This window comes from Clostridium gallinarum, assembly GCF_014836325.1.
Lineage (GTDB): Bacteria > Bacillota > Clostridia > Clostridiales > Clostridiaceae > Clostridium > Clostridium gallinarum.
In genome coordinates, this window is record NZ_JACSQZ010000041.1 from 1 (window position 1) to 23373 (window position 23373).

Consider the following 23373-nt stretch of genomic DNA (forward strand, 5'->3'; position numbering starts at 1 on the left):
GATTTTATGTATGTCAATTTTGATTTAGAGTTTCTAATAATTTCAGAAATTTTTAATGAAAATCCTTTTAAGTAATCTTCAGTTTTATAATTAATATTGCGTGTACTTAAAACTAAATTTCTTTCTGTAACAATAATTTTTAAAACACAATTTTTAATATTAAATTTTTCAATTAGCTCTAAAATTTTATCCTCACTAATTTTTTCACCTATATTTAAAAATCTTATTGATTTATTAAGTCTCTCTATATGTTCAGATAAAAAAATTGCTTTATTCTTTACTAATATAGTTTCAAATACACCTTTTCCAAAGAAGAACCCACTATCTATTTCTATACTTTCTTCATTAAATATTATTCTTCTCATTATAGCACCCTCATTAAAGCTTTAGCTTTATCTAAAGTTTCATTATATTCATCCTCTTCATTAGAATCGTAAGTTATTCCCCCACCTACTCCAAAATATGCTTTATTATCCTTTTTAATTATAGTCCTAATAGCAATATTAAAATCTGCATTTCCTCTAAAATCAAAATAGCCTATTGCACCTGTATATATATTTCTCTTTAATTTTTCTAGTTCTTCAATTATTTCCATAGCTCTAATTTTAGGTGTTCCAGTAATTGATCCTCCCGGGAAACATTCCTTGATACACTTTACAGAAGAAACACTTTCTTTTAGTACTCCCTCTACAGTTGATACTAAATGAAATACTGTAGCATACTCCTCTAATTTAAAAAGCTCTGTTACCTTTACAGAGTGTGGTTTACAAACCTTACTTAAATCATTTCTTTCTAAATCAACTACCATTAATAATTCTGCTTTATCTTTTTCACTATTTAAAAGTTCTAAACTATTTTTCAAATCCTCTTCTTTATTTTTACCTCTAGGCCTTGTCCCTTTAATCGGTCTAGTAATTACTTTTTTATTATTTATTTCAATAAATCTTTCAGGTGATGAACTTATTATTTGAAAATCATTAAAATTTAAGAAAGCTGAAAATGGAGCCTTATTTATGCTTCTAAGCTTTTTATATATTTCAAAAGACTCTTCATTAGTTTCTGTATAAAATCTTTGAGTCATATTAGCAATATACACATCACCATTTACTATATAGTCCTTTAATTTTCTTATAGAATTTTTATAATCTTCTTTATTAAAGTTAGATATAAAATTATTTTTTATTTCTCCAACTTTAACCTCTTCTATATGTTCACATTTACTTATTTTATTTAATATAAAATTTATTTCATCTTCTTTTCCATTTAATGATGTTATAAATTGCTTATTATTTATTAAGTCAAAAATAATAATATTATTATAAAAAATAAATCTCATATCACTTATATTAAAATCTTCTATACTTGTATTAGGTATCTCTTCTAATATTCTGCAAATATCATAAGAAATATATCCCATTGCTCCAGATAATAATGGTATATTACTATAATTACATTCATTATTATAGTAGTCTTTTATAAGCTTTTCTAAAACCTCAAAAGGTTCCCCATTAACTTCAATATCATCTATAAAAACTTTTTTTCCCTTAGACTCAAAAGTTTTAAATGGATTTATACCTATAAAAGAAAACTTTGATAAAGACTCATCTTTATTAGATGAATCTAATAATATAGTATTTTTTTCATTTTTAAAAATATTATATACTTCAAGAGGATTAAAATTTATTTCTACTTCTTTTATTTTAATCATTTTTATCCTCCTTAAATTTTTTAGTAATATCTATAAAATTTTTTAATATTTTATGTCCTTCCTCTGTCATTTCTGCTTCAGGATGAAATTGCACTCCAAAAATCGGGTAATTTTTATGCTTAATTCCCATAATAACATTATCTTTTGTATATGCTGTTACTTCTATTTCTTCATTAAGATTATCATTATCAATTATAAGAGAATGATACCTTGTTACTCTTAGTGGATTTTTTACTCCTTTAAATAAATTATTTTCATTATGAGATATATAACTTATTTTACCATGAACAGGTTCATTCCCTTTTATAATTTTACTTTTAAAATAGTGACCTATACATTGATGCCCTAAACATATTCCAAGTATAGGCTTTATTCCTTTAAAATTATGCATTATATCTAGTGATATTCCAGCATCCTTTGGAGATTTTGGTCCTGGTGAAATAATTATTCCATCTATATTTAAATTATTAATTTCATCTATTGATATTTTATCATTTCTGTATATTAAAATATCTTCTCCTAATTCTTCAATATATCTAACTAAGTTAAATACAAAAGAATCATAATTATCAATCATTAAAATCATTTTATCCTCCAAGTTTTATACTAAAAATATTATATATATGCTAAAATGTTTTTAATGAATAAATTATATCATATTAATTTGAAAGGAGATACAATGTTTAAATGTGATTTACATAATCATTCAATTTGCTCTGATGGTAGATATACACCTAAAGAAGTAATTGAAATGGCTAAGAAAAAAGATCTTAATTATATATCTTTAACAGATCATGATACCATGACAGGAACTCAGGAGGCTATGGAAACAGCTAATAACCTTCATATTAACTTTATTCCTGGAATTGAATTATCTACTGAATATAATGGCGAATCAATTCATATTTTAGGCTTCTTCCATAAAAATAACTACAATCATCCTAAATTAAATGAAATTTTAAATAGCTTTAAAGAAAATAGAATCTCAAGAGCTTATAAAATAGTTGAGAATTTAAAGAAACTTCATGATATAGAATTAGATATAGATAAAGTTTTATCTAATGGAAAAGATACTATTGCAAGACCTCATATAGCAAAAGCTATTATAGATGCTGGATATCCTTATGATAATGAATATATTTTTAATAACTTCATAGGAAATAATTGTCCAGCTTATATCCCTTCTACAAAGTTATCTACAATTGATGGATTAAATCTTTTAAAAGAATTTAATGCTTTAGTTTTTTTAGCTCATCCTATATTGGTTAAAAAAACTCCTATAGAGGATTTATTAAATTTAGGTTTTGATGGACTAGAAGCAATCTATTACAGAAATTCTAAGTCTGATACTATTAATCTATTAAATTTAGCCAAAGAAAAGAATTTATATATTTCTTGTGGTTCTGATTGTCATGGAATCCCTAGTGATCCTTCTCATGGAAATGTTGGAGATGTAGTTATTCCTCAAGATAATGACACATTAAAAATGCTAGAATGGTTAAAAAAGTTACAGGATTAAACTCCTGTAACTTAATTTTTTTCTTAAATTTAAAATTATTAAAATATCATAACAAGATATCTTAGCGCTGTAAGCCGAAACCTGAATATGATTCTTTACCACTTATTCATTACTATCATCTTTATCATCTGAATACCATTTACGTTGAGTCGTAGGATTACTTATTATTCCTAACGCAACTAAAATAGCTAAGATAGTATTTGATATAGCTTGATATTCTTCTGGTACCACTTTAACTCCGAAGGAACTTAAAATCATTGGAATTAATGCTAAAACGGATACCCAAAGACCATAGTTTTTAAATCTTGTCCAATCAAATTTCATTTTAAATCCTCCTTGTGTTATCTACTATATTTTATTCACATAATATTTTTCTGTGAATAAAATAGGAGGATTTTCAAATCATTAGTTATCTTCTTCTGCTAAAAATGCTCTATATCCCTTCATTGCCTCATATATATCTAGTTTACTTGCAATTTCCCAAGGAGCATGCATGTTTTGTAGTGCTACTCCACAATCTATAACTTCCATATTATACTCAGCTAATATATAAGCTATAGTGCCACCACCACCTTGGTCAACCTTACCAAGTTCTGCTGTTTGATATACTATATTATTTTTATCCATTATATTTCTAAGCCATGCAATAAATTCTGGATTAGCATCATTACAACCTGCTTTACCTCTAGCTCCAGTATATTTGTTAAATACTAATCCTTTACCAAAGTAAGCTGAGTTTTTTCTTTCCATTACAGATGGATAGTTTGGATCAAAAGCTGCTGATACATCTGCAGATAACATTTTTGAATTAGTTAATGCTCTTCTTAATTTTAAACTTGAATACTCTCCAAGTCTATCCATTACTTCTGAAACTGCATTTTCAAAAAATCTTGAATGCATTCCTGTCGCACCATTACTTCCAACTTCTTCTTTATCTACTAATAACACTACGCTTGTGTATTTAGGATTATCTATATCTAATAATGCCATTAATGATGTATATGCACATACTCTATCATCTTGACCGTAAGCCATCACCATACTTCTATCTAAACCATACTCTCTAGCTCTTCCAGCTGGAACAACCTCTATCTCAGCAGATATAAAGTCTTCTTCTTCAAAATCATATTTTTCTTTTAATATTTTTAAAATATTAGCCTTAACAGCATCTTTATCTTCTCCTTCTAAAGGCATGCTTCCAACTAATATATTTAAATCTTCTCCTTCAATTACAACATTAGCCTTCTTTTGAAGTTGATCTTGCGATAAATGTATTAATAAATCTGATATTCCTATTACTGGATCATTATCATCTTCCCCTATAACTACATCTATCTTAGTTCCATCTTTTTTAACAACAACTCCATGTAATGCTAATGGTAGTGTAACCCATTGATATTTTTTAACTCCACCATAATAGTGAGTTTCCATCATAGCAAGATTTGAATCCTCATATAATGGATTTTGTTTTAAATCTAATCTTGGTGAATCAACATGTGATCCTATAATTCTTAAACCTCTTTCCATTGATTCTTCACCAATTACAAATAAAGCTAAAGCTTTATCCTTATTATTTAAAAATACCTTATCTCCAGCTTTTAAAGATTCCTCATTTTCTATTATTTCTTCTAAATCTCTAAAACCAAAAGCCATTGCCATATCTATACTAGTTAATACACATTCTCTTTCTGTTTTGCAAGTAGACATATATTCTATGTATCCCTTACAAAATTCAAATAATTCCTCTCTTTTTTCTCCTTGATACTCTAACCAAGGGTTTTTCTTTTCTTCAATTTTACCCATAATTATCCTCCATATATAAATATTTTTTATCTTATTATATTATTTTATCCATTCTGCTTTCAATTATATCTACAGGTGTAACATCTGACATAAGCGAATGTCTATAATTAACTGCTGCAGCTTCAATAATAACTGCAATATTTCTTCCTGGTCTTACAGGCACTCTCAACTTCTTTAACTTTACCCCTAATATATCTTGTCTTTCATCATTTAGACCTAATCTATCATAATCTCCATCATCTTTCCAGTGTTCAAAATGCATAAGAAGTTGAATATCTTTTTCAGGAAGTACTGAACTTAATCCATATAAAGATGCTACATCTATAATTCCTATTCCTCTAACTTCAAGCATTCCTATTGTTATTCTAGGAGATGTTCCTATAAGTTCTCCATCTACCTCTCTTATATCTACAGCATCATCAGTTACTAGCCTATGCCCTCTTTTTATAAGTTCAAGAGCAGTTTCACTTTTACCAATTCCACTTTCTCCTGTAATTAAAATACCAATTCCATATACATCTACTAAAACTCCATGCAATCTAGTTTCTGGAGCTAATTGACCTGCAAGATAAATTGTCAATTTACTCATAAACTTAGTTGTTACTAAGTTAGTTCTAAGTAACCAAACTTTATTTCTTAATGCTGCTTTCATTAATTCTTCTTGAGGTTCTAAATCTCTAGTTATAATTAAACATTTCAAATTGAAACTAAAATATTTATCTATTCTTTTTCTTCTTAGTTCAATTCCCATAGTTTCCAAGAAGCTCCATTCAGCTTTACCTATAACTTGTATTCTTTCTGGTGCAAAATAATTATAAAATCCTGCTAATTGTAATCCAGGTCTATTTATATCATTTACTGCTACCTCTATTCCCTTTTCACCTTCTGATAAGATTTCTAAATCAAAATCTTTTATTAATTTTTCAACTGTAACTGACAAATTTACCACCCTTTAATTTCTTTTTTTTAGTTCAACAGTTTCTAATTGTGCTCTAAAGTTTCTTTTTACATTATCAATGTATATTCTTCTTAACTTTTGTTGTTCTTCTTTCTCTGCTTCATCTAATCCAACTTCTTTACTTTTTTTGTAAAGTTCATTTATTCTCTTAATCACATCATCTATTTTCATATTTTCTTTATCCATCTTTAGTTCATCCTTTCTATAAAAACCTTTTATTCTATTTTACCTTCATTTGTACTCAATATCAACTTATATAATTTCGACATATGTAATTAATTACACAACCTATTTTATTAGTAGTATGTATTTTTTTATTGGTTTTATGTAGACTTAAAGAAGTAATTTACATTAATTTGTAGATTTTTGTATTACTATTTAAATTTACATTTTTATACTTTTTGGTATAATAATGTTAGATAACGATAAATTTTGTAAATCGATGGAGGTGTTAGATTTGTTAACAAGACGTAAGAAAAAAATGATGTTTAAAAAAGCTCTTCTTAATTTTTTATTAGGATATCTTTCTCCTAGTAATAAATTAATAATATATGTTTCTCAAGATTTGGACAAGTTGATTAGCTCATATCAAAAAAGCATCTATAAGAAATATATAAGAAAAAGTTCCTATAGACCTACTCTAAATAGAGTAGCTTAAAAATACTATACTATATGTGTGTTTTAATTAATGTTTTATAAAATACACATATTAATTAAATAATTTTTGTACACAAAATATAAAATTTTGTGTACAAAAACAAAAAATACCTCACTATGAGGTATTACAAAGTAAATATATTCCCAACATGCCGGTCACTTAAATATTCATACCTGCTCCTCGCAGGTGGGTTAAGTTCACTAATTTTTTGTCTTCTTCCGCCACAAATTGTGAATTACTGAAGCCCGACATACAACTAGATATCACAAATCCCGTATATTCAATGTAGGTTGAATATTTTAAGCTAAGCGAACATCTCAGGATTAACTATGCTTTTATTATAGCACAGATTTTTTCTATTGCAATATATTCTTTTGGAATAAAAGTAAACCTCTAACAAATATATTCTTTTGCTACATCTTCTATTGCTACATCTTGATTTTCATCTGTAAATAACGCCATAAATTGCATAAATTCATAATTAGATGAATCAAATTGAAAAGCCATAACTTCTCCACATATATCTAATTCTTCTACTATTTCTTCTATTATATCTACAACTTCATCATTTCCATATTCATATAGATATGGTATAAAGTATTCTTTGAACCACTCATCACTTTCTTCTTCACAATCACTTTCTTCGTTAGAATAGCTTCTAGCTGCCTTTAGTAAATCTTCATCAAAATCTAAAAAAAACTTAACTAAGCAAATTCCATTTTCATTTTTTAATTCTTCTATTTCTGACATATTATTTTCTTCAAGTATTTCAATTATCTTATCACTATTCATGATGTCCTCCAATTAATATAACAGTTTTTTATATTCCTTTTTTACTGCAAGGAATTCTTTATCATCTTCAACTAAATTTAATTCTTCTTTTCCATCAACTTCATCTACTCTAAATACATAAATATCTTCACTTTCTTCATCTATAGGAGCTAAAAGTAAATATTCTACTTCTTTTAAATAGACCTTAGCTACTGCTTCAAAATCCACCTTTTCTCCATTTTCATCTAAAAAGCTCATTATAACTTTTTCTTCATCACTTATATTTAAATCCTTTTTATCCATTTTATTCTCCTTTATCTTCATTATCCATTCTATTTTATATATAAATTTTACTTTTTTCTAGTATTTTATATATTTTTTATATTTATATTTTATGTAACTTTAACATATTTATTTTCATATTATAAACTATCAATTCAATTTCAGAGGGTAAAATTATGCTAGAAACATTAATATTAGTCTTATCAGTATCTATTGATTCATTTTTAGCAAGTATTTCATATGGTACTAGTAAAATAAAAATACCCTTAAGATCAGTATTAATATTAGATATAATTTCATCTACTATGCTTGGAATATCTTTATTAGTTGGTGGTTTACTCCAAAATTATATTCCATTAAACATAGCAAAAAGCATTAGTTTTATTATTTTATTTTGCTTAGGTGTATATAGATTATTTGAAGGAGTTTTAAAAAGTTATATTAATAATAATTATAAGTCTTTATCCCCACTAACATTCAAATTATTCGACTTTCAATTTGTTCTTCAAGTATATGCCGACGAAATAAAAGCAGATTTCGATAATTCGAAGATTTTAACATCTAAAGAAGCAATGTATTTAGCCTTTGCTTTATCTTTAGATAGTTTAGCCGTAGGATTTGGAAGTAGTTTAATTTCAATTAATTATATAGAAGTTTTTACTCTTTCTATCTTTATTGGCTTTATATTAATATTACTTGGATTTTATATTGGTAAGAAATTTGTTGAAAATTTAAATCTAAATCTTTCTTGGTTATCAGGATTAATGTTAATAATATTAGCATTTCTAAGGGTATTTTAAAATCAAATATATTATAAAGAGGCTGTCTCACAGACAGCCTCTAAATTTATTTATTAAATACATCTTTATTGTTTTTCTCTATAAATTTTCTTATTAATTTACTCTTAATCTATAGTAGAGTTTTTTATTGGTTTTCCTTATTACTATTATCTTTTGATTTTTTATTTTTTAATATAAATGTACTTCCTATTCCAACTGCTATTAAAGCCAATATTAATAAATAGGTTGGATTATTTCCACCAGTTTGTGGTAATTTTTCTCCTTCTTTGTTTGTATCTTTTTCAGCAATAATAAATTTACTAAAATGATTTGTTTTAAATTTTATTTCATTTCCATTTATAGATGTTTCAAGTATTTCAAAGGTATTATTTTCTTCATTGTAATAAAATACAGCTAATTTATCTTTATTTAAACCTTTTAAATCTTCATCAGATAGTTTTATAGTAATAGTTGCAAATCCATTTTTAAAGTCATATATTGGTATATTTTCATTTCCATTCTTTACAAATAATTTAAACTCAAATACTTTTTTTACTCCCTTTATTCCAGCTGTAATAATCTTGTCTGGATTAATATTCATTTCAAATACTAATGTTGAACCCTCTTTAATTAAATCTTTATCTATTAATTCAAATGGTAGTATTATAGAATTTTCTCCATTTTTTATTTGAATATTTCCTGTACCATTTTTTATAGACTCTATATCTTTAATTTCGACTCTAATATTATTATATTCCTTATCTATAATTATTAAATTTTGTCCATTTGGATTCTCTAGTTTATCAATTATAATTTCAAATTCACTTTCTGACGACTCATCATTTCCTGGATTTTCTTCTAAGTTTTCTCCTGAGTTCTCTCCCGAATTCTCACCTGGATTTTCCTCTGGTTTATCTCCTGAGTTTTCTCCTGGATTCTCTCCCGAGTTATTCCCTGGATTTTCTTCATTGCCATCACTTATGTCTTTTCCAGTAACTATTACTTTACATTCCGCAGTAAAATCTCCATCCTTAGTAGTAACAGTAATTATAGATTCTCCTTCTGATATAGCTTTTACATTTCCATCCTTATCTACTATAGCTACTTTCTCATCACTACTTGTCCAAGAAACCTCTTTATTAGTTGCATTCTCAGGTAAAATACTTGCCTCTAATTTAAGCTCCTCATCTATTTTTAAATTTGCTGATACTTTATTTAGTGTAATTCCTGTTACCTTAATCTCTTCATAACTAATATCATTTTTATAATTAATTTTCATAATAATATCTTTCGTAGCTTGTGAAACTCTTCCATCATCAGTGTACCATGGTAAGTTAACCGTTTCTTCTGTTGGCTCTATATGAATTTTATATTCATTTAATCCTGGATTTAATTTAATTCCTTCAACATATACATTGCCATAAACATCCATAGCATTTTCATATAGGCTATTTATATCTTCTCCATTTATAGTAAACTCAACTCCATATGGTACCTTCCCCTTTAATGTAAAGTTATCATCTGTTGTTTCATATTCAATATTTTCTCCATATGATATTCTAGGCATTGTAATTATTATTGGCATATCTACCCAACCTAATACATAATCATCAACTACCATTGAGTTTCCACCTTGATTTTGTATAGTTAATTTCATATTTGTATCAGTAGAGCTATAAGCCCAATTACCATAATCTTCAGTATCATTAGCAACGCGTTTATGACTAGTATACGCTTCTGTTGTCCATGATCCTCTTGTATATTTATATTGAATACTCTTTCCTGCCATCATTTTAAATTTATACTCTACTATATCTCTTGAAGTAGCACCACTTGGTACATTCAATTTTCCACCAGATGCATTCCATCCATTTAAATCTCCGGCTATGAAAATATCATCTGTAACTGGAGTATAATTTGGAATATGAAGTCTAAGTGTTACATCAACCATAACTAAAGTTGGTGTTACATCTTTTTCACTTGAATATACTCTATTGTAGGATCTATTATACGCTGCTATTTTATAAGTATAGTTTTTACCATTGCTAACAGTAAAATCAGTATAGTCCCTTGTGTCATTATCTAAAACAGCAATCTTTATATATTCTCCAGTTCCTTCTTTTCTATATACTTCATATCCTTCGATATTATCTCCATTTGATTCCCATTCTAATTTACTCCTATTAGATTCAACTAATATATCCTTTAAAGCAGGTACTTCAATAGATAAATTGTCATCTAAATTTATCTTTGCTTTAAATTCTGATTCTATTGACTCTACATAAGTATCTCCATAGTTTGTAGTTGCCTTTACATAGTAATTATAAATTCCTTCTTCAGTAGGTTCAAATTCTGCATAATAAATCTTTGTTCTATCTTCCTTTGAATCTCCTTTGTATCTTAATTTAGTACTATAAGCATTATCTTTTAAAGTCCCATCCTTATAATACATTAATTTTGCTTCAAAGTTTGGTACTTCTTTTCCATTGTATTCATCATTATCAGTTATACCAGGTATATTAATTTTTACAGTTATTTCTCCTGTTTTATTTCCAACTCCTATTGTCATATCATTAACTTCACTTGGTTTTAAAATTTCCTTAATTGTATATGAAGGAAGTGCTGTTACTGCATTACTAAGTTCACTTTCTCCACCATCTTTTAAAGCAGTTACATAGTAATAATATCTAACTCCATTTTCTACTTCATTATCTTCATAGTTTAGTTTATTGACAGTTGAAACGTACTTTATATTTTGTCCTTCTAAATTTGTTTTATATATTTTATACTCTTTAGCACCCTCAACTTCATTCCAAGATAAACTTACTTTTCCTTCTTCTCCAGTTGCTTTTAATCCTTCGACCTTATTAACTTTTACTATACTATTAGTTGAAACCATCATTAAACCTGTTTCTGCTGGTACAGTTATTATTATTTTACCATCTTTAACTGTAGATTTTATATTACCGTATAATTGATCCTTTAATTCTAATCCATCTGGTAAAAATCCAGCTACATTGGATTCTATAGTTTTTTCTACTGATTCCTTATTAATAACTAATAATCCACCCTTATTTTCGCTCTTTCTAGCATAAGCAATAGTATTTCCTTCTGCATAAGCTGTATATATATCTCCTGTTGCAAAAACATCTAAATTTTTATTCCTTACATTAGCCGCATTTTTATATACATTAAATAAACTTTCATATCTTCCCCCAGCACTATATTCTCCATTATTTTCTGCTATTCTTTCCCATGGGAAAGTTCTTCTTGAATCAGGATCCTTAGTTCCAGTAACCCCTACTTCATCTCCATAATAAATTGTTGGAGCTCCTGCATATCCTAATTGGAATATTGCTGTTAATTCTTGTAATTTCAAAGCTTTATCACTAGCTTCTGGAGCAATTTTTGTATTTTCCTCTTCCCAAGTTGGATTATCTATTTTTGTTATATTACGTACTGTATCATGGGAGTCAACTAAATTTAGCATAGCTTGCCATGCTTCCTTAGGATAATTTTCTCTAATAACTTCTAATGCATTATTAAATGTAACAGCATTCCCATTTATAATGTAATTTTGAAGTGCTGCTCTAAACTGATAATTCATAACTGAATCAAATTGATCACCTAGTAAATAGTTTGTTGCAACTCCCCACTCTTCACCCAATATTATTGGTTCATCTATAATATTTCCATTTACATCTGTTCTTCCTGTTGTAGACTTTACAGCCTCTCTAAATTTTTGCCATGTTCTAGTTGATACATCAGGTGCTACATCTAATCTCCATCCTCTTGCCCCCATCCATATCCATCTTTGTGATGCTGCAAATTCCATTTTTTCTTCTGCTTCCTCATCACTTAAACCAGTTAAATCATATCCTATAACGTTTTCTCTATAATCAACATTATTCCATTCATGATAGCCATCTAATGCTAATTCATCACCTTCTTGTGGTTCTTTAGATTCCATAACAGGTAGTGAGTCATATCCCCACCATCCTTCATATTCATAATGTTGCTCCTTCTCTTCTAAAGAATTACCATCCTTATCTTTAACCACCCACTTATTCTCAACTTTAAACCAATTTATAAATCCAAAGTCTTCTGGATAAGAATACTTTTTACCAGTCAAAGGATTAATTTTACTTTCATATTCTTTTATTACTTCTTTTTCAGCTACTTCTTGTGTTTTAGCATCATTAACTTTGTCATAAACTCTCTTCCAATATTCATAAGCTCCTATTTCAGGATACTTTTCATATCTATCAAAATAAATTGAATCATCACCTACATGGTTAAATACTCCATCAGCAATAATCTTAATATTAGCCTTATTAGCTGCATCTGCAAAAGCCTGATAAATTCTATCTGATTTTGCTCTTGTCTTTTCGTAATTTAATCCTGAAGTTGCATCCCCTTCTTTATTGTAAACAGGCTCACCAAACATTGGATCTAGATGCTTATAATCAGTTGCATCATACTTATGATTTGATGATGCCCAAGCAACTGGATTTAAATAAATCGCTGTAATTCCAATAGATTTTAAATATTCAAGTTTTTCTTGAATCCCTTGAATATCTCCACCATAAAATTCATTTGACCAAATAGTATCAGTCTTAGTATTGGGATAATATGGCTTATTTTCAGGGGTTGATTGTCTTGGATTTTCAGGATAGTCACTCCAACTTCCCCAAACCTTAGATGATGCTGGATCATTTGTTACACCACCATCATAGTATTGAAGATCATATGGAACTATTTTTCCATCTTTCATAACATACCCACGATAACCATCTATAAGCTTTGCTCTATTATTATCTTCTTCCCCATCAAAAAATCTATCAGGGAATATTTGATAGACAGTTGCATTTTTCATCCACTCTGGAGTTGTATAATCTTTATCATATACAGTTAAATTATATGGCAAAGCCCCTTCTTCAACTGCTACTCCAGTTCCTCCACTTAAACTATCATCTCCATATTCAATTTTAGTCTTTCCATCTACAAGTATAAATTTGTATCCCCAAACTCCTATTCCAACAAAATCCTCTTTAGGTATATTTACTTCATAATAATCCTTTTCCCCTACAGTAGTCGCCTTTCTCATATCATAGCTCTTTGCTATTCCATTTCCATCAGTCATTTCAAGCTTAGCAACTTGAACATCTTCTCTTGCTACACCAATCCTTAATGTTAAGTCTTCTGACTCCTCTTTTATAGCTCCAAAAGGCTTTTTATAAGTTATATTTCTTGAATCGAATTCTATTTTAGATTTATCTATTAAACCATCATAGCTTCCTTCTTTAGGTTTATAGTTATGTGTTAATATCTTATCCTCTTTATAATTTATAGTAAAAACTACATCAGCTGGATCTAATGTATTAACTATTAGATTATTCCCCTTTTCATCAGCTCCATAACTTTCATCCCAACTTGCTCCAAAGGCTACCTTAGCTTCAAATTTTCCAATAGGTATATTTCTTTGTAATTTATATACACTGCCATCAAAATTATAATCTACAAACATTTGTCTAGCATTTTGTGGAGACCAGTTTTCTTCACCAAATACTTTTTGTATATCCCCTACTAATCTTGGCCACTTATCACTACTTATCTCCGGAACATATTGAGTTAATCCATTAACCCCCTCTAAATTAATTCTAGCTTCATTTAATTCCTCATTAACATAAAAATTAACTTTAGTTTTCTCTGTTAAATTTAATTCAAAATTATTACCGTTATTACTGAAGCCATCCCAAGTACCATTTTTAACAATTTTAAACTGATATTCACCTGCTCCTAAAACTGTAGAATATTCGAAAAATCCATCTACTAGATGCTTTAATTGAGTTTCTTTATTGCTGTTATTCCATCCTTGAAAAGATCCTGCTATAAACCATTGATTTTTCCCACCTTGTTGATTAACCAATTCATCAGCTACAATATTATCTTCTATTATTTCTGGCTTTGAATAATAAGTTCTGTCTTCTAATTGCTTATAATAAACCTCTAAATTACCATTACAATCTAAATAAGCTAAATCTATAAGCTTATCTCCACCATCCTTTAAAGTCCACTTATCGGTTCTAAATATAACACCTACTTGTTTATTATTTTTAGTTATATTATTAAAAGTTAAATTTCCATATACACCATATTCATTTGTTTCACTTAAATTAACTATAGTATCTTCTGAACCTTCTTGTCCACCATCTATCCAATTCCATAATTGCCATCCATCATATTTATTATCAAACCTACTATAATTAACCTTAATATTAATCTTATCAAAATCCTTATATAAATCTTGATAATCTACTTTTGCCTCTGGATTATCCTTATCTATTTTTTCTGATGTAACTATAATTTCTTTAGGTCCTTTAGATAAATCATACTCAACATTTGTCGTTGCTTTAGTCTCCCAATTACCTTTTCTTATAATAAATCCAAGTTTTGCATCTTTAGGAGCTTCAATAACAGCATAAACTCCTCGTTCATCCTGGTGAGTAAATTTCACCTCTTTTCCATCATTATCTGTCCACCAAATCCAAATATTCCAATTACTATAATCAGCATCTTCTTTTATAAACCTTATTTTAACCTTTTCCATAGCTTCGGTATCAGCTTTAACTGTACTGTTAGGAATAGGTATAAGAGTTAAAATAAACATTAATACTATGAATAGAACCAATTTAGATTTGTGCTTCAAAAAATTATTTACCCTCATAATAATCCTCCTTTTATTTAATAAGAATACTTCGGAAACGTTTCCATTTTCATTTCTAATATTTATGGAACTATCCTTATATAATTGTAATTTATTTGAATTTTTTTCTCTATATTTTTATTTATTTTTGTATTAAAGCACAAAAACATAAAACATATTTACAATTTTTAGTTTTATAATTCTAAAATAAACATTAAAGGAGATGTTTACACATCCCCTTTAAATTTCAATTTCTATAACTCTATTATTCTCATTACTTTTAACTATATCTATAATTCTTTGATTAGATGAACCCCTATACTTTAACGATATATTTCTTTTATCTTCTTCAAATCTACCATCTATTAAGACATCTACATAAGATAAAATTTGACTCTTTTTATCACAAGTTATTATATCTTCATAGATATAACCTGACCATAACCAAATACTTTTTTGAGTTTCTTCTTTTATTCTCTTTAATAGCTTTAGTAAACTTTCATCTTTTATTTGATCCATAGGCTCTCCACCTAAGATATTTACCCCTACTATGTTAGAATTTTTTACTTGGTTAACAAATTCATCTTCAACTTCTTTAGTCCATTTGTTACCATAATTAAAATCTTGTAGCTCTTTATTAAAGCATCCGTTACACCCATTTGTACATCCACTTACAAATAGTGTAGCTCTAATCCCTGGACCATTACTAACATCAAACTTTCTAATTTTTGCATAGTTCATTTAATCACCCTTATAAATGTAATACTCTATCTCCTATTTCAGCTGTTCTGCCTTTATTCCAAAAATTTGTACCTATATATCCACAGGTTCTTCTCATTACTTGCATTTCTGTTTCTTCTCTATTTCCACAAGAAGGACAATACCAAGCTAAATTTTCATCTAACTTTATTTCTCCAGTATATCCACACTTATAACATGTATCTGGCTTTGTATTAATTTCTGCATATTGTATATTATGATATATGAAGTTAATTATTTGTTCTACAGCTTCTAAGTTTTTACTCATGTCTGGAACTTCTACATAAGAAATACATCCACCTAAACTAATTCCATGGAATTGTGATTCAAACTTTAATTTACTGAAAGCATCTATTTCTTCACATACATGAACATGATAAGAATTAGTATAATATAATTTATCAGTAACATTTTTTATAAGTCCAAATTTAGCTTTATCCAATCTACAGAATCTATAAATTAAATTTTCTGCTGGAGTTCCATATAAACTAAAACCTAATCCTGTTTCATTTTTCCATTTTTGACAAGCTTCATTCATATGATTCATTACATCTAATGCAAATTTTTCACCTTTTTCACTAGTGTGACTCTCTCCAAGCATAGCTTGTACCATTTCATGTATTCCTACATATCCTAATGATAAAGTTGAATAACCATTTTTTAATAACTTATCTATATTTTCACCTTTATTTAATCTTGCTATTGCACCATGTTGCCAATGAATAGGTGAAACATCGGAACTTGTACCAAGAAGCATATTATGTCTTGTTAATAACGCCTCCTTACATAATTCTAATCTTTGATCTAACATATCCCAGAATAATTCCATATCTCCTTCTGAAACTATAGCTATTTGAGGTAAATTTAAACTTACAACACCCTGATTAAATCTACCATACCATTTATAATTACCATTTTCATCTTTCCAAGGAGCTAAATGAGATCTACATCCCATTGGTGGGAATGCATTTCCTTCATAATTTTGTCTCATTATCTTAGCTGATTGATAATCAGGAACTAATCTTCTAGCTGTACATTTAGCAGCAAGCTTAGTTATATAATCATACTTTCCGCCTTCTAGACAGTTATGCTCTTCTAAAAGATATACAAGTTTTGGAAAAGCTTCTCCAATTTCTTGTCCCTTATAGTTTTTCATTCCTTCTAATCTTTGCTTAATCATTTCCTCACAAATTAAAGCCATTTCCTCTTCATAAGGATGACCTTCTTCTATTTCCAAATAAATAGTAGAAAAAGGAGACTGACCATTTGTTGTTTGTAAAGTAGATAATTGATATCTTATTGTTTGAACCCCATCTTTAAGCTCTTTCATCTTAATATCTAAGGCTAATTTTTTCGCTAATTCTTCATCTTTTAATAATTCTAGATAATGCTTATAAGCCTTCTCTTCAGTTACTTTTAAGTATTTAGCTAAATGTTTAACTGTAATACTTTGACCACCATATTGATTACTTGAAACTTGTGCTATTATTTGAGTAGTAACTGTGCATGCTGTTCCAAAAGACTTCGGTGATTCAACTAATTTATCATTAATTACAGTTCCATTTTCAAGCATATCTTCTAAATTAATTAGGCAGCAATTAAAAATTGGTGAAAGAGTATAATCCATATCATGCCAGTGAATTGCACCTTCATCGTGAGCTTGAACTATATGAGCTGGAATAAGTCTTCTTCTAGATATATCCTTTGAAACTTCACCAGCAATTAAATCTCTTTGAGTTGCAGCTATTACAGAGTTTTTATTAGAATTTTCTTTTGCTACATCTTCATTAGTTTTATTTAAAAGACTCAAAATACTTTCATCTGTTGTATTAGTATTTCTTTTAAACTCTTGAACCGCTCTATAACTTTCATAAGATTTTGCAGTTACACTTTGCCCATAATGAACTAATCTATCATATACATATGATTCAATTTTATGTATTGTTGGCATTTCTTTTTCTTTGTTAAAGTATTTTTCAGCATCATTAGCTATTAGTTTTGCTATATCACCTAGATAAATTCCGCTACCATTTTTCATGGCTTTCGTTACAGCTTCTCTTATTTTACTCTTATCGAATTCTACTATACTTCCATCTCTTTTAATGACTTTCATTTAACCCATCTACTCCCCTTTGATTTGTTAATTAATGTAAAACTTTATATATTTTTAAACATTCATTTCTCAATTATACAACAAAAATTTTTCATTTGCTTTTTTTTATCTTTTAAATTTCTTAAAGAATCTTTATGAATTTACACTTATCTAACTTTACTTTTGTTTTATAGGTATATTTGATTTTAAATTTATCTTTTAAAAAAAAATTTACATTTTGCTATTTATAATATCTATTATTCTTTTATTTTCTTCATTATTAGGAACCCCATCATACCATTCTTTACCATTTTCTAATTTATCACTAAAAAATTTACTTTTTAAAATTATTTCAGGTCTATACTCAAAATGTAAAATATCAAAATGTTCCCACTTTCCTCCCCATACAAAGCCATTATTTTCAAATACTTTCACTAACTCTTTAGGATACCCTTCTATTCTTTTACTACCTTTAGATTTATCTACCCACTTCCAATAATCTGAATCATTTCTATTTAAATCAATAGCTATTCCATAAGCATGAGCACTAAGCCTTCCAGTATCCTTAATAACTCTATAATTATATGTACCACTTATAGGAAAAATATAATTATTAATTTTATTATCTTTTTCTGTTAATTTCTTAGCTTCATCTAAAGATTTCTTTAATGCTTCACCTGCTTTAGCATTTTTATTAAACATAATATTACCACAAGATGTTGAAAAGTAAGATAAATTCTTCTCTATTTTAGATTGAGTTCCACCATATATACTATTAAGAAAGCCATAAGCTCTCCCTCTTCCCGGATCTATTCCTTCTACTACAGCACTTATACTATCTAAAGGATATATTACTTCTAAAGTATCTTGAATATCTGCATTTGAAATTTTTTCATATTTATTTTTTTCTTTCTTATCATCATAAATTATTTTTTCATCATTATTTAACAGCAAATATATATATCCATCTTTTGATATTTCAATATCTTTTATTTTATCCGGATATGCCATCATTAATACTAAGAGATCTCTTTTACAATTATCTCTGTATAAATCCTTCCCATTTTCTTTTGCACTAGGTATTATAGCCAATATATTAAATAGCAATATATTACTTATAATAAATATTTTCCACTTCATCTTATCACCTACTTATAAATTTATATTTTAGTATTCCACCAAAAAAATTATTAACTCGAATATTTTAATTTTTTATTTGAGATTTTTTTAAATTGTTGTTAATATATAGTAAATATATTTTTTAAGGGGGCACAAAATTGAATATGATTGTAACAAAATTTGGGGGAAGTTCTTTAGCTGATGCTAATCAATTTAAAAAGGTTAAGGAGATTATTTTATCTAATAATAATAGAAAAATAGTTGTTCCTTCTGCACCAGGTAAAAGAAATTCTAAAGACTTTAAAATCACTGACCTTTTATATCTTTGTCATGGACATATTGAGTCTAGTATTCCACTAGATGATGTCTTTAATTTAATATCTAATAGATATAGGGATATAGTTTTAGAACTTAATCTAGAATTAGATATAGATTATTATTTAAATAAAATAAAAAATGATATAGAAAATGGAGCATCTAAAGATTATGCTGCAAGTAGGGGCGAATATTTAAATGGTATTATTCTTGCAAATTATCTTGATTTTGAATTTATTGATGCTAAAGATGTTATTTTATTTAATAAGTACGGATGTATAGATACAGAGGCTACATACAAAGCCTTGCAAAATATTCTTAATGAAAATACAAGAGCTGTTATTCCAGGATTTTATGGTTCAGATTCATTAGGTAATATCGTTACCTTTTCTAGAGGTGGGTCAGATGTTACTGGTGCATTAGTATCAGCTAGCATAAATGCTAAATTATACGAAAACTGGACAGATGTCTCTGGATTTTTAATGGCAGATCCAAGAATTGTTGAAAATCCCATGCAAATTAGAAAAATTACTTATAGAGAATTAAGAGAACTTTCTTATATGGGAGCTTCTGTTTTACATGAAGAATCAGTATTTCCTGTAAGAAATGCTGGTATTCCTATTAATATCAAAAATACTAATACTCCAAGCGATCCTGGTACTTTAATAGTAAAAGATATGGAGCAAGACTTTAATAATCCAATTAAAGGTATTGCCGGCAAAAAAGATTTCACTGTAATTTCTATTGAAAAGGCAATGATGAATTCAGAACTTGGTTTTTGTAGAAAAGTTTTATCTATATTAGAACAAAACTGTATTTCCTTTGAAAATATGCCTTCAGGTATAGATTCAGTGTGTGTTGTTATTTCTGATGCTCAATTAAAAAACAAAACTGAAATATTAGTTGATGAAATAAAGAGGACATGCAATCCAGACTCAATTGTAGTACATCCTAATATGGCCCTAATTGCAACAGTTGGAAATGGAATGTCTAAAAATAGAGGAGTAGCAGCTAAAATATTTAATTCATTAAGTGAATCAAATATTAATATTAGAATGATTGATCAAGGCTCTAGTGAAATAAATATTTTAATTGGAATTGAAAATGATCACTTTGAAAAGGCCATAAACTCAATTTACAAAGCATTCGTATAAGATTGCAAAGCAATCTTTAAATTAATAATGTAGAATTAAGAATGTAAAATTAAGGTGGTTTTGCACAGCAAAACTTAAATATATTGGTGCAAAACACCTTTTATTCAAAAATCCTAAGGATTTTTTTCCTTAATTCTTCATTCTTAATTTTTAATTTTTCATTATAAAAATGCTAGCATTTTTATTTCCTTGTTAACTTAATTATTATTTCTTTATGTTCTGGATATAAATTCAATAAATATTCTCTATCAAACAACTCAAATTCACTATATTCAAATGCCGGTGAAACCATACATCCAACTAATGCATATCCATCATTATTCATTGCTGATCCAAAAATATATCCCTTAGGTACTAAAACTTGAGGTCTTTCACCTTTTTCAATATTATTTCCTAACTGACTAGTTATAAGCTCTCCCTCTGGACTTATCATATAAATTGTTAACGCTTCACCATCATGATAATACCATAATTCATCTGATTTTAATCTATGAAAATTAGATACCTCACCTGTCTTTAAAAGAAAATATATACTACTCCATAATTTCTTATCCTTTCTTACTTCGTCTACAGAAAGAAAAGATTCTTTAAAATATCCACCTTCAATATGTTTTTCCATCTCTAAATTATTTATATAATATTCTGCACTTTTCATTTTTTTCTCCTTTGATTATTAATATTTTTTTATATAATGATTTTGAACAATCCCATCAAAAATTTTACTTTCTTTTAGGCTTAATTTTATTTCCATATTACTATCCTTAAATAACGGTATTCCACTACCTAAAATAGTTGGAATAGTTGCAATAATAAACTCATCTATTAAATCTTGTTTTAAAAATAAATCTACTATATCAGCTCCTCCAACTATCCAAATATCTTTCCCTGGCTTTTCTTTTAATTTTGAAATTAAATTTCTTGGATCCTCATTTATAAATTTAATATACTCATTATCTTTAATTTCTTTTCTTGTATAAACATAACTTTCACAATTTTTATATGGATATTCTCCCCAGCCTATAACTTGATCATACGTTGATTTTCCTAATATTACAACATCTATAGTTTTATAAAAATCCTCATATCCATTGTCCATATTAGGGTTACTTCCATCCCCTATTAACCAATCTACATCTCCATTTTCCCTTGCGATATAATTATCTAAACTAACTGCAATATATAATATAACTTTTCTATTCATTTTACCTCCAATATTAATATCTTAAGTACATAATTTACAAAATAATTATATAACTTTTATTGCTAATTACAAATTAATATTTAAATATAATTTGCAATAAAAGCAATTAAGTATGATGCTGGAATAAATATTAATAAAGCAGCAAATGTTCCAATAACCTTACTACCTACCATTGCAATTACACATCCTCTAAAATCATCTTCACTACATTTTCCTTCTATTACATCATCAGTCATTATAGATAAATGCGGATCAATAAAGATTGAAGTTAGTATAGTTGCTATACCATTAATAATTGGAGAAAGAGATAGACAAGTTAATCTAAATTCCGGTACTAGACTCCCTGCATATATAGGAGAAAATGCTCCCGCTGTAATTATTGTTACAGATATAAAATTATAGACTAAAATTCTTTTAGGAAGATTTTTAAAATTAATACTAGTTATACTTCCCTTCACTGGAACAGCTATACTTTCTTTCATATACTTAACTCCAGTTTTTGAAAAGCTATGAATTAGTAATCTAGGTATAGATTTTTCAATAGAAAAATGATTTACAGCCTTACTAAACATAGTTTGAAATGTCGGTATTAAAAAAGCGCCTACAATAGAGGCTATTCCAGAAACTATTATTATTAAATTAAATATTTTTATTAATTCATTGCTACTTGGATTGCTCTCTACAAACTTGCTTAATAACGGACTTTGAAATGTAACTGCAGTTCTTGAAACTAACATAAGCACATTAAAAACTGCATAGGTAACTGCTATTTTCCCTGTCCTAACACCAACTAACCTTGTGGAATAGGCTAGTGTACCTATTATTGAAATTATAAAATTTAATACTAATACTATTATAATTTGAGTACTCATATACACTCCTTAAACTTTATACTTTAAAAGCTATAGTACTACTAATTATATCCAAATAATTTATTTACTTAAATACACTTTTAAAATTGTAATATATTCGCAATAATTTGCTATCTATTTAAAAATAACTCTTCCTTCTACTTGTTCTATTTTAACAGTACCAAAATCTCTACTATCTCTACTATCCTCTCTGTTATCACCTAATACAAATATTTCATCTTCTCCAACTTTTAAAGGAAAACTTATTTCTCTTTCATAAGTTTCTCCTTTTATATAGTCTTCATTTAATTTTTCTCCATTTACATATACATTTCCTGACTCAATATTAATTTCATCTCCAGGTATTCCTATTACTCTTTTTACATATCTAATTCTATTATCAGTAATATTATTTAATGAAATAATCCCCTTAATATAAGTATAACTTTCCTCTATTAAATTTCCTTTTTCTTCATCTTTTAAGAATATAATAATATCGCCTCTTTTAGGTGCTGTAAAACTATAACTTAATTTATCTACAAAAAGTTTCTCACCACTATGAAGTGTATTTTCCATAGAGCTTTGTTGAACTTTTGCCATAGCAAAAACCTTTGTATTAATTATTGATACTAGTATTATACTTCCTATGATTGTTACACCAATACTTCTAATCTCTCTTAAAAAGCTTTTTCTCATAA

20 protein-coding genes and 1 other RNA gene are annotated in these 23373 nt (G+C 27.6%); 3 read left to right on the plus strand and 18 right to left on the minus strand.

Annotated elements, in window-relative coordinates; translation table 11 throughout:
• The 3 genes from H9660_RS11065 to H9660_RS11075 all read right to left on the minus strand — a co-directional run.
• The coding region (locus tag H9660_RS11065) for an aminotransferase class IV (protein WP_191750440.1) at window positions 1-365 on the minus strand (365 nt) is incomplete at its 3' end.
• Window positions 365-1708: an aminodeoxychorismate synthase component I gene (gene pabB, locus H9660_RS11070; RefSeq protein ID WP_191750441.1), complete on the minus strand. Its 1344-nt coding sequence runs from the start codon at window positions 1706-1708 to the stop codon at window positions 365-367. The genes H9660_RS11065 and pabB, both read right to left, overlap by 1 nt.
• Window positions 1701-2294, minus strand: coding sequence for an anthranilate synthase component II (locus H9660_RS11075; RefSeq protein WP_191750442.1), 594 nt, complete (start codon window positions 2292-2294; stop codon window positions 1701-1703). Before H9660_RS11075 ends, pabB begins: the two co-directional genes overlap by 8 nt.
• A 93-nt stretch (window positions 2295-2387) precedes the next feature.
• On the opposite strand from H9660_RS11075, the gene H9660_RS11080 reads away from it, so the two are divergent.
• A complete protein-coding gene (locus tag H9660_RS11080) occupies window positions 2388-3227 on the plus strand; it encodes a PHP domain-containing protein (RefSeq protein WP_191750443.1) in 840 nt (279 codons plus the stop codon).
• A gap of 102 nt (window positions 3228-3329) precedes the next feature.
• On the opposite strand, the gene H9660_RS11085 is transcribed toward H9660_RS11080, so the two are convergent.
• From H9660_RS11085 to H9660_RS11120, 7 genes are all read right to left on the minus strand, one after another.
• Entirely contained in the window at window positions 3330-3551 is a 222-nt protein-coding gene (locus H9660_RS11085; protein WP_191750444.1) for a phage holin, read from the minus strand.
• An 81-nt stretch (window positions 3552-3632) separates the two neighbouring features.
• Entirely contained in the window at window positions 3633-5030 is a 1398-nt protein-coding gene (locus tag H9660_RS11090; RefSeq protein WP_191750445.1) for an aminopeptidase, read from the minus strand.
• Window positions 5031-5064: 34 nt separating this feature from the next.
• The gene (gene hprK / locus H9660_RS11095; protein WP_191750446.1) at window positions 5065-5970 is read right to left on the minus strand and encodes an HPr(Ser) kinase/phosphatase; all 906 of its coding nucleotides are present in this window, start codon (window positions 5968-5970) and stop codon (window positions 5065-5067) included.
• A 12-nt stretch (window positions 5971-5982) separates the two neighbouring features.
• On the minus strand, window positions 5983-6174 hold the full coding sequence (locus H9660_RS11100) for a DUF896 domain-containing protein (protein WP_191750447.1): 192 nt from the start codon (window positions 6172-6174) through the stop codon (window positions 5983-5985).
• A 608-nt stretch (window positions 6175-6782) separates the two neighbouring features.
• A non-coding RNA gene (gene ssrS / locus H9660_RS11110) (6S RNA) lies at window positions 6783-6973 on the minus strand.
• Between the two features lie 66 nt (window positions 6974-7039).
• Window positions 7040-7438: a hypothetical protein gene (locus tag H9660_RS11115; protein WP_191750449.1), complete on the minus strand. Its 399-nt coding sequence runs from the start codon at window positions 7436-7438 to the stop codon at window positions 7040-7042.
• A 12-nt stretch (window positions 7439-7450) separates the two neighbouring features.
• Window positions 7451-7720 (minus strand): DUF1292 domain-containing protein, encoded by a 270-nt coding sequence (locus H9660_RS11120; RefSeq protein ID WP_191750450.1) that lies wholly within the window; start codon window positions 7718-7720, stop codon window positions 7451-7453.
• A 155-nt stretch (window positions 7721-7875) separates the two neighbouring features.
• On the opposite strand from H9660_RS11120, the gene ytaF reads away from it, so the two are divergent.
• Window positions 7876-8499: a sporulation membrane protein YtaF gene (gene ytaF, locus H9660_RS11125; RefSeq protein WP_191750451.1), complete on the plus strand. Its 624-nt coding sequence runs from the start codon at window positions 7876-7878 to the stop codon at window positions 8497-8499.
• Window positions 8500-8623: 124 nt separating this feature from the next.
• Here the strand turns inward: ytaF and H9660_RS11130 are convergent, their stop codons facing one another.
• The 4 genes from H9660_RS11130 to H9660_RS11145 all read right to left on the minus strand — a co-directional run bounded on the left by H9660_RS11130 (window position 8624) and on the right by H9660_RS11145 (window position 19175).
• Window positions 8624-15205, minus strand: coding sequence for an alpha-amylase family glycosyl hydrolase (locus H9660_RS11130; protein WP_191750452.1), 6582 nt, complete (start codon window positions 15203-15205; stop codon window positions 8624-8626).
• Window positions 15206-15424: 219 nt separating this feature from the next.
• On the minus strand, window positions 15425-15925 hold the full coding sequence (gene nrdG / locus H9660_RS11135; protein WP_191750453.1) for an anaerobic ribonucleoside-triphosphate reductase activating protein: 501 nt from the start codon (window positions 15923-15925) through the stop codon (window positions 15425-15427).
• A 10-nt stretch (window positions 15926-15935) separates the two neighbouring features.
• Window positions 15936-18056 (minus strand): anaerobic ribonucleoside-triphosphate reductase, encoded by a 2121-nt coding sequence (nrdD, locus tag H9660_RS11140; protein ID WP_191750454.1) that lies wholly within the window; start codon window positions 18054-18056, stop codon window positions 15936-15938.
• A gap of 210 nt (window positions 18057-18266) precedes the next feature.
• A complete protein-coding gene (locus H9660_RS11145) occupies window positions 18267-19175 on the minus strand; it encodes a M15 family metallopeptidase (RefSeq protein WP_191750455.1) in 909 nt (302 codons plus the stop codon).
• A 137-nt stretch (window positions 19176-19312) separates the two neighbouring features.
• Here H9660_RS11145 and H9660_RS11150 point away from each other — a divergent pair, with 137 nt between their 5' ends.
• Complete coding sequence (locus H9660_RS11150; protein WP_191750456.1) at window positions 19313-20623, plus strand: aspartate kinase; 1311 nt, start codon at window positions 19313-19315, stop codon at window positions 20621-20623.
• A gap of 181 nt (window positions 20624-20804) precedes the next feature.
• On the opposite strand, the gene H9660_RS11155 is transcribed toward H9660_RS11150, so the two are convergent.
• From H9660_RS11155 to lepB, 4 genes are all read right to left on the minus strand, one after another.
• Window positions 20805-21278, minus strand: coding sequence for a cupin domain-containing protein (locus H9660_RS11155; protein WP_191750457.1), 474 nt, complete (start codon window positions 21276-21278; stop codon window positions 20805-20807).
• A gap of 18 nt (window positions 21279-21296) precedes the next feature.
• On the minus strand, window positions 21297-21824 hold the full coding sequence (locus H9660_RS11160) for a dihydrofolate reductase family protein (protein ID WP_191750458.1): 528 nt from the start codon (window positions 21822-21824) through the stop codon (window positions 21297-21299).
• A gap of 80 nt (window positions 21825-21904) precedes the next feature.
• On the minus strand, window positions 21905-22696 hold the full coding sequence (locus H9660_RS11165; RefSeq protein ID WP_191750459.1) for a lipid II flippase Amj family protein: 792 nt from the start codon (window positions 22694-22696) through the stop codon (window positions 21905-21907).
• 114 nt (window positions 22697-22810) lie between these two features.
• On the minus strand, window positions 22811-23371 hold the full coding sequence (gene lepB / locus H9660_RS11170; RefSeq protein WP_191750460.1) for a signal peptidase I: 561 nt from the start codon (window positions 23369-23371) through the stop codon (window positions 22811-22813).
• Between the last annotated feature and the right edge of the window lie 2 nt (window positions 23372-23373).

What these genes read in the sequence shown, in the direction of transcription:
- pabB (WP_191750441.1), bottom strand. Translation starts at nt 1,708, where the DNA reads ATGATTAAAATAAAAGAAGTAGAAATAAATTTTAATCCTCTTGAAGTA.
- H9660_RS11145 (WP_191750455.1), bottom strand. Translation starts at nt 19,175, where the DNA reads ATGAAGTGGAAAATATTTATTATAAGTAATATATTGCTATTTAATATA.
- H9660_RS11090 (WP_191750445.1), bottom strand. Translation starts at nt 5,030, where the DNA reads ATGGGTAAAATTGAAGAAAAGAAAAACCCTTGGTTAGAGTATCAAGGA.
- H9660_RS11160 (WP_191750458.1), bottom strand. Translation starts at nt 21,824, where the DNA reads ATGAATAGAAAAGTTATATTATATATTGCAGTTAGTTTAGATAATTAT.
- lepB (WP_191750460.1), bottom strand. Translation starts at nt 23,371, where the DNA reads ATGAGAAAAAGCTTTTTAAGAGAGATTAGAAGTATTGGTGTAACAATC.
- H9660_RS11100 (WP_191750447.1), bottom strand. Translation starts at nt 6,174, where the DNA reads ATGGATAAAGAAAATATGAAAATAGATGATGTGATTAAGAGAATAAAT.
- H9660_RS11155 (WP_191750457.1), bottom strand. Translation starts at nt 21,278, where the DNA reads ATGAAAAGTGCAGAATATTATATAAATAATTTAGAGATGGAAAAACAT.
- H9660_RS11115 (WP_191750449.1), bottom strand. Translation starts at nt 7,438, where the DNA reads ATGAATAGTGATAAGATAATTGAAATACTTGAAGAAAATAATATGTCA.
- H9660_RS11130 (WP_191750452.1), bottom strand. Translation starts at nt 15,205, where the DNA reads ATGAGGGTAAATAATTTTTTGAAGCACAAATCTAAATTGGTTCTATTC.
- nrdD (WP_191750454.1), bottom strand. Translation starts at nt 18,056, where the DNA reads ATGAAAGTCATTAAAAGAGATGGAAGTATAGTAGAATTCGATAAGAGT.
- H9660_RS11085 (WP_191750444.1), bottom strand. Translation starts at nt 3,551, where the DNA reads ATGAAATTTGATTGGACAAGATTTAAAAACTATGGTCTTTGGGTATCC.
- nrdG (WP_191750453.1), bottom strand. Translation starts at nt 15,925, where the DNA reads ATGAACTATGCAAAAATTAGAAAGTTTGATGTTAGTAATGGTCCAGGG.
- H9660_RS11120 (WP_191750450.1), bottom strand. Translation starts at nt 7,720, where the DNA reads ATGGATAAAAAGGATTTAAATATAAGTGATGAAGAAAAAGTTATAATG.
- H9660_RS11080 (WP_191750443.1), top strand. Translation starts at nt 2,388, where the DNA reads ATGTTTAAATGTGATTTACATAATCATTCAATTTGCTCTGATGGTAGA.
- ytaF (WP_191750451.1), top strand. Translation starts at nt 7,876, where the DNA reads ATGCTAGAAACATTAATATTAGTCTTATCAGTATCTATTGATTCATTT.
- H9660_RS11075 (WP_191750442.1), bottom strand. Translation starts at nt 2,294, where the DNA reads ATGATTTTAATGATTGATAATTATGATTCTTTTGTATTTAACTTAGTT.
- H9660_RS11165 (WP_191750459.1), bottom strand. Translation starts at nt 22,696, where the DNA reads ATGAGTACTCAAATTATAATAGTATTAGTATTAAATTTTATAATTTCA.